The sequence below is a fragment of the Sporosarcina sp. P13 genome (assembly GCF_002743055.1).
Classification (GTDB): Bacteria; Bacillota; Bacilli; order Bacillales_A; family Planococcaceae; genus Sporosarcina.
In genome coordinates, this window is the sequence record NZ_PDYM01000034.1 from 18,730 (window position 1) to 32,043 (window position 13,314).

Annotated in this window: 11 protein-coding genes; all 11 read left to right on the forward strand. The window is 36.6% G+C overall.

What is annotated here, in order from left to right; all coding sequences use genetic code 11:
• Window positions 1-122: 122 nt before the first annotated feature.
• The 11 genes from CSV79_RS13220 to CSV79_RS13270 all read left to right on the forward strand — a co-directional run bounded on the left by CSV79_RS13220 (window position 123) and on the right by CSV79_RS13270 (window position 13,219).
• Window positions 123-1,913, forward strand: a complete 1,791-nt coding sequence (locus tag CSV79_RS13220; protein WP_099689536.1) for a XylR N-terminal domain-containing protein — start codon at window positions 123-125, stop codon at window positions 1,911-1,913.
• Window positions 1,914-2,092: 179 nt separating this feature from the next.
• Window positions 2,093-4,414, forward strand: coding sequence for an arylsulfatase (locus CSV79_RS13225; protein WP_233201453.1), 2,322 nt, complete (start codon window positions 2,093-2,095; stop codon window positions 4,412-4,414).
• A 91-nt stretch (window positions 4,415-4,505) separates the two neighbouring features.
• Complete coding sequence (locus CSV79_RS13230) at window positions 4,506-5,405, forward strand: formylglycine-generating enzyme family protein (protein WP_483315703.1); 900 nt, start codon at window positions 4,506-4,508, stop codon at window positions 5,403-5,405.
• A gap of 212 nt (window positions 5,406-5,617) precedes the next feature.
• Entirely contained in the window at window positions 5,618-7,162 is a 1,545-nt protein-coding gene (locus CSV79_RS13235; RefSeq protein WP_099689537.1) for a 4-hydroxyphenylacetate 3-hydroxylase family protein, read from the forward strand.
• A gap of 42 nt (window positions 7,163-7,204) precedes the next feature.
• The gene (locus CSV79_RS13240) at window positions 7,205-7,987 is read left to right on the forward strand and encodes a dioxygenase family protein (RefSeq protein WP_099689538.1); all 783 of its coding nucleotides are present in this window, start codon (window positions 7,205-7,207) and stop codon (window positions 7,985-7,987) included.
• A 71-nt stretch (window positions 7,988-8,058) separates the two neighbouring features.
• The gene (locus tag CSV79_RS13245) at window positions 8,059-8,610 is read left to right on the forward strand and encodes an FAD synthetase family protein (RefSeq protein ID WP_099689539.1); all 552 of its coding nucleotides are present in this window, start codon (window positions 8,059-8,061) and stop codon (window positions 8,608-8,610) included.
• 23 nt (window positions 8,611-8,633) lie between these two features.
• A complete protein-coding gene (locus CSV79_RS13250; RefSeq protein ID WP_099689540.1) occupies window positions 8,634-9,107 on the forward strand; it encodes a flavin reductase family protein in 474 nt (157 codons plus the stop codon).
• Between the two features lie 347 nt (window positions 9,108-9,454).
• A complete protein-coding gene (locus tag CSV79_RS13255) occupies window positions 9,455-10,237 on the forward strand; it encodes a dioxygenase family protein (protein ID WP_099689541.1) in 783 nt (260 codons plus the stop codon).
• Between the two features lie 257 nt (window positions 10,238-10,494).
• Window positions 10,495-10,839: an RNA-binding protein gene (locus CSV79_RS13260; RefSeq protein ID WP_099689542.1), complete on the forward strand. Its 345-nt coding sequence runs from the start codon at window positions 10,495-10,497 to the stop codon at window positions 10,837-10,839.
• The gene (locus tag CSV79_RS13265; RefSeq protein WP_099689543.1) at window positions 10,829-12,715 is read left to right on the forward strand and encodes a XylR N-terminal domain-containing protein; all 1,887 of its coding nucleotides are present in this window, start codon (window positions 10,829-10,831) and stop codon (window positions 12,713-12,715) included. Before CSV79_RS13260 ends, CSV79_RS13265 begins: the two co-directional genes overlap by 11 nt.
• A gap of 18 nt (window positions 12,716-12,733) precedes the next feature.
• Window positions 12,734-13,219 (forward strand): flavin reductase family protein, encoded by a 486-nt coding sequence (locus CSV79_RS13270; RefSeq protein ID WP_099689544.1) that lies wholly within the window; start codon window positions 12,734-12,736, stop codon window positions 13,217-13,219.
• The last annotated feature ends 95 nt before the right edge of the window (window positions 13,220-13,314 follow it).

Here is a 13,314-nt window from a genome sequence, read left to right on the forward strand (position 1 = left end):
TTTTTTTACAACTTTTTTGAAAGCGATTACATACCGTGTTTGTTTCACTACAGTAAATATAGTGTGTGAAAAATAATATTCTTAGTAACTTAGATGTTTTTAAGATGGAAGGAGATATATTTATGAAAGCAAATCAGTTATTGTTGCAAAACTTAATTGATATCAATCCTCGTACGGGGATTATTAAACTTCATGATAAGAGAATGGGCTTAATTTCTGTAGAGGCACTTGGAATATTGCGTAGTGATTTAATTAATACACTTGGTAAAGAACGTGCAAAAGGATTTTTAATGCGTTATGGCTGGGCTTGTGGTATGCGGGCTGCTGAGTCGATTAAAAAAAAGTATGCTTGGGAATCTATAGAGGAACTGATGGTGTCAGGTACGGTCATGCATACTTTAGAGGGAATTGTTACTGTAGAGCCCGACATATTGGAAATTAACGATGATCATTTATATTTTACGGGATACTGGAAAAATTCTTTTGAATTTACGAATCACATATCTGAAAATGAAGTAGGAAATGAAGCGATTTGCTGGACACTAATAGGTTATGCAAGTGGCTATTTAACGAGTGCATTTGGTCAGGAAGTAGTAGTGTATGAGAAGTATTGCCGTGGCAAAGGAGACGCAGAGTGTTATTTTGTCGCTGAAACGGTAGCGCATTGTGATCAAGCACATTTAACAGACTTACGTTATTATCAAAGCGAGTCAATGCAGTCCGTAATAGATGATATATATTCTGAAATTGAACAGTTAAATGAAAATATTATTGAATCTGAGAAAGTTCAAAATCAGTTGACAGAACTATTTTTAGAGGATAAAGATATTAATGAAATTACACATGCGATCGGTAATGTTCTTGGTCGCAGTATCGTTATTGATCATTACGATGAAGTGTATTCATCGCATTTTGAAAGTGAAGAAGAGCAGTTAGCGTATAAGAAATTGAAAGCAAGTGGCGTCATAACAAATCGACAAAATGGTTTGTTTTTTGAATCATTTTTGATCAAAAATAATAAGGTGACACTTGGTAATCTAATGGTCATTGGAAAACAGAAGTTAAATCAAAGAGAACAAATGATTATTAATCGTGCTTTAATGGTTTTTACAATTCAAATGTACCATCAACGCAAGTTAACGGAATCACTTTGGAGTAAGAGAGAAGATTTTTTTGATGAAATGATTGATAACAAAATTATGGATGAAAGTATTTTAAATAGACAGGCGTCAATTTTTGGATTTAATATTAATGAACCTCATCGTATTATTGCCATTAAAGTGATACCGCAAAAGATGAAAGATAGGGTATTACGTTTTTTGACGAACAAATATCCCACATTTGATTTATTTTTAAAAGATAATTTTATTGTCGTCATTGTTACAAAGATTGAAGATCAAAATATTGAAGATATATCTGTTAAACTGTTGAATGAAATTAAAAAGAGTATACCGGATGTCATTTTACATATAGGTTCTGGACGTTTAGTAGAATCTGTCTATAAGTTACGGGAAAGTTATATTGATGCTAAGCGAATTTGTGATTTTGTTCAGTTAACTTATCCAGTAAGCAGTAGACAGGCAACTTACAAGGATTTTGAAGGAATTATGATGTTCTTAAAAGGTACCGATCATGAGGAACTACTAAATTTTTATATGAAAACAATTGGTACCCTAGTTGAATATGATGAAGAAAATTCAGGTAGTCTACTTATTACACTGAAATCTTATTTAGATAATAACGGTAACCTTCAACAAACAGCTGATGATTTACATCTATCAATTGCAGGTCTACGTTATCGTATTGAAAAGATTGAGTCTTTAAGTGATATAGATTTAAAAACAGGATCGGGTCGATTTAATGGACAATTGGCTACAAGGATCTATTTTGGGTTAAAAGTAATGGGAAATTAAATTGATTTCAAGACGAATCGATAATAGATTCGTCTTTTTTATTGATAGGTGTAAATGATAATTCAGCAAAATATGTTTGAAAGGCTTCATATATTACTACTTTATTACGGTACAAAATATTCTGAATACAATGTAGTGTAGTTAGTGTAGTTTGAGTATAAAAAAGGAGGTTGTAATCATTGTTCAATAAGTCAAAACTGGATTACTCAACGTTTTTTAAAGTACTTGCTATCAGTTCCATGGTGGCTGTTGCAGCAGGATGTTCCCCTAAACTAGATGCACAAAGTTCAAGTGCAAATAGTGATAAACAGAATTTAAAAGTAGGAGAAAGGTCTACTGAGATAGAAACAGGGGATGTACCATCTAAAACTAATATTGTTTATATGGTATTAGATGACTCAGGTTTTTCAGATTTGGGGAGTTTTGGGTCGGAAATTAAAACACCGAATTTGGACAAACTTGCCAAGAACGGTCTTAGATACAATAACTTCAACGTAACACCTCTGTGCTCTCCGACAAGAGCATCATTGCTAACTGGTAGAAATCATCATACAGTAGGAATGGGGAGTGTAGCCAACTTCGACTATGGTCCTGAATTTCCAAATAAAAGAGGATCTATAAGACCTGAAGCTGGTACGATAGCTGAGGTGCTTTCCGAAAATGGGTATAATACGTATGCTCTTGGTAAATGGCATCTTTCACCGACATCTCAAGTAACACCTGCTGGTCCTTATAACAATTGGCCACTTGGAAAAGGATTTAATCGTTTTTATGGCTTTCTAGAAGATTCAGCAGACCAATATCGTCCTGAGTTAACAGAAGACAATCATTCCATTCCGGTACCATCTAAAGAAGGTTATCATTTTTCAAAGGATATCGTTGATAAATCAATACAATATGCAGTAGATAATATTTCGGTAGCTCCAGATAACCCTTTCTTTATGTATATGGCCTTTGGTGCGCAGCATCAGCCACACCAAGTTCCAGAAAAGTATATTGATATGTATAATGGTGTATATGATGAAGGTTGGGACGTTATTCGTCAAAAACGCTTTGATAAGCAAAAAGCGTTAGGAATAATACCAAAGGATACTAAGCTTGCAACCACAAATCCGGGTGTAGATAAATGGGATGATTTATCAGAAGAAAATAAAAAAGCTTTTATACGTATGAAGCAAACGTATGCCGGATTTTTAACACATACCGATGAACAAGTGGGTCGATTCATGGACTTCCTAGAAGAAAAAGGTGAACTAGACAATACGATGATTGTCTTTCTTTCAGACAATGGTGCAAGTGCAATCGGTGGTAAATTGGGGTCAGTAAATCAATCTATGGCGTATAACACTATTCCAGAAAACATTGACGATATACTTGATAATTATGAAGAAATGGGAGGTGAAAAAGCAGGAACAGATTATCCGGCTGGTTGGGGACAAGTGAGCAATACACCGTTCAAGTTCTATAAAAATAGTACTTATGCGGGTGGAACACATACACCGCTCATTATTAGTTGGCCAGCAGGCATTAAGGATAAAGGTGCAATTCGATCACAATATGTTCATGTCAGTGATATAACAGCAACTGTTTACGATATGCTTGGTATCGAAGTACCAGAAACGATTAAAGGTGTCGAACAAATGCCGCTAAGTGGTACAAGTTTTGTTAAATCGTTTACTGATAGCAATGCAGAGTCTGCTAAAAAAACACAGTATTTTGAAGTTAGTGGACATCGTGCTATTTACAGTGAGGGATGGAGGGCACTAACAATGCATGTGAAGGGTGAACCGTTTGAAAATGACAAATGGGAGCTTTATCATGTAGATAAAGATTTTTCTGAAATGCATGATTTGGCGAAAGAAGAACCTAAAAAATTAGAGGAAATGAAAAAACTTTGGATGAAAGAAGCAGAAGAGAATGGTGTACTTCCACTATCTGATTTGTTTCTTGAAGCGTTTGCAAACGTAGCAGATGATTCGCCAAGAGCAAGGAGTTCATTTATCTACTACCCGGAAATGAGTCATTTAAGTGATTCTGCATCACCACCAATAATTAATCGATCTTACACTATAGATGTCCCAATTAAGCATAAAGGTCATGATGAAGGCGTACTACTTGCACTTGGAAACCATAAGAGTGGATACACCCTGTACATTAAAAATAATCAACTAGTATACGAGTACAATGCAGGATTTAAGAGATACAAAATTGTTTCTGATAAAAAGCTTGATGAAGGAGAACTTGTTATTCAATTTGCATTCAATAAAACAGATGATTACGCAGGAATCGGTTCACTTTATGTTAATGATGAAAAGTATGCTGAATTAAAAATGGAGAAGACTTTACCTTATAAAACTGCGTTCGAGGGAATGGATATTGGAAAAGATCTGTTGTATCCAGTAAGCCCTGAGTATGCAGATCAAGGTGAATTTAATTATTCTGGGTATATTGAAAAAGTTGTTTTTAAATTAAAGAACGATCTATTAACAGCGGGGAAATAATAAAGTAGATGACTGGTGGCTGACTATTGTGATAAAAAAGTGTTGTCCTACTAGAGACAAAACGCCAAAAGTATATGAGAATAAAAAGTTTGTGCCTAGTCCATTAAGTGTTCTGATGAAAAATCGCCGTCATTTTGAAAATATGATTGAGTTAACCGGTGGAGACTTTTTAATGGGGACTACAGATATCGAAGGTTTCATGGATGATGGTGAAGGTCCAGTGCGTCAAGTTCAACTCAAACCATTTTTACTAGATAAATACACTGTTAGTAATGCGCAATTTAAAGAGTTTGTAACAGCGACAGGTTATCGGACAGATGCTGAAAAATATGGTTGGTCATTTGTTTTTCATTTATTAGTATCCGATACAGTAAAGCGACAAGTACATCAAACCGTGCAACAAACACCTTGGTGGTTACAAGTTTTAGGTGCATGTTGGCATATGCCTGAAGGACTGGATTCATCTATCAGTAATCGAATGGATCACCCTGTCGTCCATGTATCTTGGAATGATGCGCAAGCCTATTGTAATTGGAGTGGTAGAAGGCTACCCACAGAAGCAGAGTGGGAATATGCTGCACGTGGAGGGCTTGTACAGAAAAAGTATCCATGGGGTAATAAATTGAAATATAAAGGTAAGCACAAGTGTAATATATGGCAGGGGGTATTCCCTTCCAAACATACAGACGGGAGCAAATTTACTGGTGCAATGCGCGTGGACGAGTATGCTCCTAACGATTACGGTTTTTATAATATGGTGGGTAATGTGTGGGAATGGTGCTCGGATTGGTTTTCAAACACACATCCTCCTAGTTCTTTAATTATAGACCCAACTGGTCCTCAAATTGGAACAGATAAGATTATCAAGGGCGGTAGTTATCTCTGTCATAAATCATATTGTAATCGATACAGGGTAGCAGCGAGATCACACAATACTTTAGATAGTTCGACAGGTCATATGAGTTTTCGATGCGCAGCGGATATTGTATAGAAAAATATAGAAGACGAATCGCTTTCTGATTCGTCTTTTTTTTATTATTAGCCTATATAGACCCCAGTGTTTAAAAGGAACAATCAAACCACTCCCGCAAAAACTGCTAGTCATTATTCATTTATTACTGTTTATTTACAGTTACTAACATTAAATATTAAGTGTAATATTCAGACTAGTAAGCGTTTGCAATAAAAAGAGGAGGTATATTTATGACAGTAAAACAAGCAGTTAGACTACCGTTGACCGGAGCAGAATACCTTGAAAGTTTAAGAGACAATCGCGAAATTTGGCTGCACGGTGAGAAAGTAAAGGATGTAACGACACATCCAGGTTTTAGAAACAGTGCACGCTCTATCGCTAGTCTTTATGATGCATTACATGATCCAAAACGTAAAGATATCTTAACGAGAGAAACCGATACTGGTAATGGCGGTTATACACAACGCTTCTTCGTGCCAGATGAAACACCTGAAGATTTATTTAAAACGCGTGATGCGATTGCAGAATGGGCTAAAATGTCATACGGCCAAATGGGGCGTTCACCAGATTATAAAGCATCATTTTTGGCAACGTTAGGCGCAAACCCAGAGTATTACGGGGAATATGAAGATAATGCTAGAAGATGGTATAAAGAAGTTCAAGAGAAGAACTGGTTCTTCAACCATGCAATCATTAATCCGCCGGTTGATCGTGATAAGCCTATTGATGAAGTGAAAGATGTTTTTATTCATGCGGTAGGTGAAACAGAAGAAGGAATTTTAGTAAGCGGTGCGAAGATGGTTGCAACGGGTTCTGCACTGACGAACTATAACTTTGTTGCCCACTACGGTGCACTTGCAATTCCTAGTGAAGAATATGCGCTTGTCTTCGTAGCAGATATGAATACACCAGGTATTAAATTAGTATGTCGTGCTTCATATGAAATGAATGCAGCTGTTACAGGAAGTCCTTTCGATTATCCGCTTAGCAGTCGCTTCGACGAAAATGACTCAGTGCTAGTTTTTGAGAATGCTCTCATTCCATGGGAAAACGTACTCGTTTATAAAGACATTGAAAAAGCAAATTCATTTTTTGCCGAAAGTGGATTCCTTCATCGTTTAACATTCCACGGGGTAACAAGGTTTGCAGTGAAATTGGATTTCATTTCAGGTCTACTCATTAAAGCATTACGTGGGAATGGAACGGATTCGTTCCGCGGTGTTCAAGCTCAAATTGGTGAAGTCATTGCATATCGTAATATGTTCTGGGCGATGAGCGATGCAATGGCACTGAATCCTGAAAAAGGAGCCAATGGTACTGTCCTTCCGAACTTGGAATACGGATTGGCATATCGAGTGTTTATGTCTGATGGTTGGTCACATGTAAAAAACATTGTTGAGACAGTCGTTGCAGGGAGTCTAATTGTGCAGCCATCTAGTGCAGCAGACTTTAAAAATACTGAATTGCGTCCAATCATTGATAAGTTATACCGCGGATCAAACGGCATAGAGGCTGAAGAGAAAATTAAAGTAATCAAGTTACTTTGGGATGCAATTGGTACTGAATACGGTGGTCGTCACGAGCTGTATGAGAGAAACTATTCTGGTAACAACGAAAATATTCGCTTAGAAAACTTAACGACGGCAAAAGCTAGTGGCCGAGCACAAAAGTTTGAAGACTTTGTACAGCAGTGTATGGATGACTATGATCTAGACGGTTGGGTAAATCCGACATGGGTTAATAATGATGATGTACATGCTTATAGTAAAAAGTGAATTTGTAGTAGTTCAAACAGTACTAATGGGGAGGAAATTATAATGGTAAAACAATTAACGAAGAAGAATGAGCGAGTAGAAGAGGTATTCAACTTATTTATATCGCATGTACAAAACTTTTTAAAAGAAGCAAACTTGAATCATGAAGAGTATACAAACTTTGTGAATTGGGCAGATCGTCTCGGGCGGGCAGGAGAGCTTCCACTTTATGCAGACGTTTTCTTGGAAACTCACGTATTAAGAGCGATGTATACAGAAAAGCCTGGAACTCAGCCTTCACTATTAGGACCATATTTCATTGAAGGAACGCCTCTTATCGAAGCTAAACCTGGACAGCCGCTTGAATTAACACAACGTCCTGACGAAGCGGGAGATGTCCTGTACTTTAGTGGGAATGTTAGCAGTACAAATGGCAAACCACTTGCAAAAGCTAGAGTAGAAATGTGGCAAAATGATGCATCAGGAAAGTATTCAGCATTTGATTCGGATGCACCAAAATATAATTTTAGAGGACATTTCTTCACAGATGAGAATGGGAACTTTGAAGTTAAAACAATTGTACCACTCCCATATTCAATTCCGACTGATGGACCAACAGGAGAATTTTTAGAATATACGGACCAGCATCCAATGCGACCAGCACACTTACATTTCATGTTTGAGGCAGAAGGTCATGAAACGCTAATTACTCAAGTGTTTTTCGAAGGTGATAAATGGTTAGAAACAGATGTAGCGGACGGTGTTCGATTAGACTTAATGACAAAACTTGAAGAAAAAGATGGTCATAAAGTTTCGTCGCTAGATTTTGTAATGCGCACAGTATAAGTGAAATTCAAAAGGAGAAGGATTTTTATATCCTTCTCTCTTCGTATAATTGAGAAAGCGAGGCGACTATTATGATTTGTTTGCAAAACAATCAACTAGAACTGAATCAATCTGTTGTGACGATTGGTGCTTTTGACGGGATTCATAGGGGACATCAAGCATTGATTAGTAAAGCTAAGGCTCAAGCGGATAGTTATGGGGTACCACTAGTTGTTTATACTTTTGATCCGCCCCCTAAAGTTTATTTTCAAAATCAATCTATGCTGACTTCACTGCCAGAAAAGAAAAAGTTTCTTGAAGAGTTGGGTGTTTCCTATACCGTTTTCGCCTCGTTTGACCAGGTGTACGCATCAAGAAGTGTGCAAGACTTTATCGATGAGCTAAGACGAATGAAACCGAAAGAAGTATGGGTTGGACCAGGCTTTCACTTCGGCAAAGGAAAAAGTGGTTCAATGGAAGATTTAGCTGAATACTTTAATGCATTTCAGCATCCTGTCGTTACGTGTTCAAATGGTGAGGTTATCTCGTCAACACGAATTCGTGAACTAATTCGCCACCAAAAAGTAGAACAAGCTTATTATCTATTAGGTAGGAAACCATATGCCTTAACTAATGCACAATAAAATCATTGTAGGGGGTCACATGAATGGATATTAGAGAATTTAGAAATTGTATGGGGAAATTCGCAACTGGTGTAACGGTTGTGACGTGCAAAACAGAAAATGGACCTCACGGACTAACTGCAAACTCTTTTACTTCTGTATCATTAGATCCACCTCTTGTTCTAGTGTCAGTGGATCGCAAAACAAAAGCATTTGAGCATATGAAAAACAACGCATTTACCGTAAATATTTTAAATGCTTCCCAAGAGGATGTGGCAATGCATTTTGCAGGACGACCGAAAGATGTTGTACCTTTTAACTGGGTTGAAGGCGAACATGCTCCTCGTCTTGATGAATCGCTTGCTTATATCGAATGTAAGCCGTGGAAGGAATATGATGGCGGCGATCATGTCTTATTTGTGGGAGAAGTACAGAACTTTGTTAATAATGAAGGTGATGCACTAACTTACTTCGGTGGAAAGTTTGGAAAACTAGCGACAGAAATAGTAAACGTTTAAATATAATTAATATGAAATTGCTTATGCTGAATTATAATGTCTCAGTGTAAGCATTCTTTTAATTAATAAAAGAATGATAAAACGGATTTGATACAATTGGTATTGACAAAGACTATGGGTCTTGAATATTTATTAAGAGTGTCTAATAGATAGGGTTAGTACTAAAAGGTCTGATTAGTAGAGGTAGTCAGACCTAAACATATATTGAATTTGATTTTAGGTTAGACTAAGATGTAAGTGTAGAGTTAATATTCTAACTTTTTTGTAGACTCAATATATACCAAATACTTTTGGTGCAAAGTCGATTGAAAATGTTAATCTACTAATTGATTAAGGGGGACTTAATTATGCAAAAAGAAGCAACTAAAAAAAATGAACGTGTTGTAGAGGTATTTGATTTATTTGTAAAGCATATACAATCGTTTTTTGATGAAGCGAAACTTAATCACGAGGAGTATACAAATTTCGTGAACTGGGCTGATCGATTAGGGAAGACAGGTGAACTTCCACTCTTTGCGGATGTATTCCTAGAAACGCATGTGCTACGATCAATGTATACAGAAACACCGGGAACACAACCTTCACTATTAGGGCCATATTTCATCGAGGGGTCACCGTTAATAGAAGCGGAAGCTGACCAGCCATTTGTGTTGACACAACGTCCTGACGAAGCAGGGGAAATCTTGTATTTCAAAGGAAATGTAAGCAGCGTAGATGGCCATCCACTTAGTAATGTAAAAGTTGAGATGTGGCACAACGATACGGATGCCACTTACTCTGCATTTGACTCAGTTGCTCCAAGATATAATTTAAGAGGTCATTTCTATACGGATGAAAATGGGGATTTTGTAGTGAAGACGATTAAGCCGACTCCTTATCCAATTCCTACAAATGGTCCTACGGGTGAGTTCCTGGAGTACGCAGAAATGCATCCAATGCGCCCCGCACATCTTCATTTAATGTTTGAAGCAGAAGGGCACGAAACGCTTATTACACAAGTGTTCCCAGATGATGATGAATGGCTAGAAAACGACGTGGCAGATGGTGTGCGCTTAGACCTTCTAACAAAGTTCGAAGATAAAGGTGAATATCTGGAAGCAAGTTTGAATTTTGTTATGCGAAAAAAGTAAATAGATCATATATGATTTGGGATATTGTACAACGTTCTTAAACCTATCCTAATTTAGACTTTGAATGTATGATGAGGGTACTAACGAAGTATTCGAAGTTTTTTTATCTAATTGGAAGCGCTACCATTGGTTGCGCATGGAAACATTAGAAATCATTTACGTCGGTAAGTAATTAGTGAATCTACAAAAGAAGGCAGCGGTCCTGCCTCCTTTTGTGAATTCCGATTCTTGGAAAGTAAATAAAGGAGGTGCCAAAAATGTATGCATTAGAAATGAACATAGTCGCTTCTCAAGAACAAGTTGACGATCTTTTTCATTTACCTGATAGGCGGTTTTTTGAATGGTGTGCAAGGAGCTATTCGATTAACCGAGGGATATTTAATGTAATTGATAGCTGGCTCTTTGACTACGGAATGAAGGATATCGTTTCACGACGTAAAGCAATGGATCACTATTTGCGCTACTTGCTTTTACATGGGTTCTACAACGAAAAAAAGCTCTATTTACAATTTGGGAAAAAAGGCGTGACGGAAAGCCTTTCTAATTTTGCTGAACGACATTTACCGAGACAACGTTGTGAAGGTGATTTAATTGAAGCTTAAAGCCAGTGAACTTACACTTGATGATTTGCTTGCCATTTCTACTATGCCAGGTGAAAGACTCCAGGATATAAACTTTTCACTAACAAGTATGGATGCATGGGCAGTGCTTAGAACAGATTTGATCAATGCGCTCGGAATTCAAAGAGCTAAAAGATTTATATTGAGATATGCTTACCGATCAGGAATGCATGAAGCCCGTATTTTGAAAGAAAAAGTTGAGTGGAAAGATGAACTTGAATGGCTGATTGCGGGTTCTAAGATGCATGATTTAACAGGCAGATCCTTATCCTATCCTGAACATTTCAATGTAGATATGGATGAGGGGTTATTCAATGTTTCTGGATATTGGATTGATTCCTCAGAAGTGAAACAACACTTAGAATATTTTCCAATGCACGTAGAACCCATTTGTTATTTCTTAATTGGCTATGCAAGTGGTTATACGAGTGAGTGTTTAGGCAAGAGAATAATTTTTAAAGAAGTGAAATGTAAAGGTAAGGGAGACGAGCACTGCAGTTATATTGGAAAAACAGTAGAAGAATGGGGAGATGAAATTTCTGAAGAACTTCTCTACTACGAAGACGAAGATATGTCAGGTGAACTTGATCAAATGTATCAAAAAGTAGAACGTCAGAAAGAAAGACTCGAAACGGGTTACTCATTAAGTCGTAATTTAACAAAAGTAATGCTCCAAGGAGGCGGGTTCATGGAATTCGCTGAAATCCTAGGAAAGAGTTTACACTGTGCAGTTTTAATTGAAAATATGAATTACGAAATGGTTGGTAAATACGGAGATAATCCTGGTATGGAAAAGAATATGTCAGCGAAGAATTTCTGGGATGAGGGTTACGAAAGTATTCCTGAATTTGTTGAAACTGAGCTCAAGGATAAAACGTTTAAATTATTGACGGTCCCAATATTGCTTGAAAATAAGGTTTATGGATTTATTACAATAGCATTAAACCGAAAAACTGATAATTTTCATATAGATTTACTTGAACGGGTAGCAGTAATAATTGCTTTGTATATGCAAAACGAACGGGTTGCTATTGCAACAGAACAAAGACTCAAGGGGGAACTTCTTGAGCAATTACTTAATGAAAAAAGTGCAGATGTTGGGGAAATTCATAATCGCTTTACTTATCTTGGTTACGATTTAAAACAACCCCACTACATCATTTACATTGAAATAAATGAACGAATTATAGATGAAGACATGAATACGAATTATGAGTATCTAAAAGTTAGAAGGCAGTTGACTGACTTATTTCAAAATGAGAATAAGTATACATCTAATATTCCAGTCCTAACCAAACTAAATACTATTCAGACAATTGTTCCGGAGCAATTTCTTGAGAAAGAAAAAATAACTATCCAAGAATTTGGCGAGCGATTATTAAAGAAAATAGACAATAGAGAAAAACAAATTTGCATTGGAATTAGCGATAAAACAGAAAAGATCATTGATTATAATAATCGGGCGAAAGAAGCGAAAAAAGCTGTTGAATTAGCAAAGTTTCGATCACGTAATTCAGGTGTTATTTTATCAAGTGAATTAGGAAACTTAACATTATTTCTAAATGCTAGAGAACCAGAGGAATTAGAGTTATTTGCAAAGGGGAAATTAAAAGAAATCCTTGATTACGATGAAAAAAAGAATTCGGAGCTACTAGAAACGTTATTTTACTACTCGCAAAATGAGTTTAATTTACATAAAACTGCACGCGAGATGTCAATTTCAATTAGTGGAATGAGATATAGAATACTGAGAATCGAGGAGTTACTTTCAGTTGATCTTTCAAATTCCAGTAGCCGCTTTGAAATTCAAATGGCGCTACAGATTTTCTTGTTACTTGGAAAAATAAAACTTATTTAAATTAGAGGAGGAATAAATATGGACCCACGAGAATTTAGAAATACACTTGGACATTTTGCAACAGGTGTGACAGTAATAACAGCGACTAGTGATAAAGGTGAACAAATTGGGTTAACAGCAAACGCATTTTCATCGGTTTCATTAGAACCGCCTTTAGTATTAGTTTGTATAGATAAAAAGTCAAGCAGTCTACAAACATTGAAAAAAGACATCCCTTTTGCAATCAACATCCTTCAAAAAGAACAAGAAGAGGATTGCTGGCGTTTTGCAAAAAGAGCTGATGACAAATTTGCAGGAGCATCGTATACAGTATCGGAAGATGGAGTTCCTTTGTTAAATGGAAATCTAGCTACAATAGAATGTAATGTAGCAGAAGTCATTGAGGGCGGAGATCATTATATTGTGACAGGTCATGTGAAAAACGCTGCCTATGATGATTCAGCTGAACCATTGCTATTCTTCCGTGGAAAAATTGAACAGATTATGGAAGCAGAAATGGCATAACAATAAAAATAGAACTTTAGTAAACGAGGAGGATCTATTCAAATGTTAACACCAGAAGATAATCAGTTACTCACTCAAACAGATGCCGGCACACC

Coding starts and splice junctions, on each gene's coding strand:
- CSV79_RS13255 (WP_099689541.1), top strand. CDS start 9,455: ATGCAAAAAGAAGCAACTAAAAAAAATGAACGTGTTGTAGAGGTATTT.
- CSV79_RS13245 (WP_099689539.1), top strand. CDS start 8,059: ATGATTTGTTTGCAAAACAATCAACTAGAACTGAATCAATCTGTTGTG.
- CSV79_RS13240 (WP_099689538.1), top strand. CDS start 7,205: ATGGTAAAACAATTAACGAAGAAGAATGAGCGAGTAGAAGAGGTATTC.
- CSV79_RS13250 (WP_099689540.1), top strand. CDS start 8,634: ATGGATATTAGAGAATTTAGAAATTGTATGGGGAAATTCGCAACTGGT.
- CSV79_RS13220 (WP_099689536.1), top strand. CDS start 123: ATGAAAGCAAATCAGTTATTGTTGCAAAACTTAATTGATATCAATCCT.
- CSV79_RS13270 (WP_099689544.1), top strand. CDS start 12,734: ATGGACCCACGAGAATTTAGAAATACACTTGGACATTTTGCAACAGGT.
- CSV79_RS13235 (WP_099689537.1), top strand. CDS start 5,618: ATGACAGTAAAACAAGCAGTTAGACTACCGTTGACCGGAGCAGAATAC.
- CSV79_RS13260 (WP_099689542.1), top strand. CDS start 10,495: ATGTATGCATTAGAAATGAACATAGTCGCTTCTCAAGAACAAGTTGAC.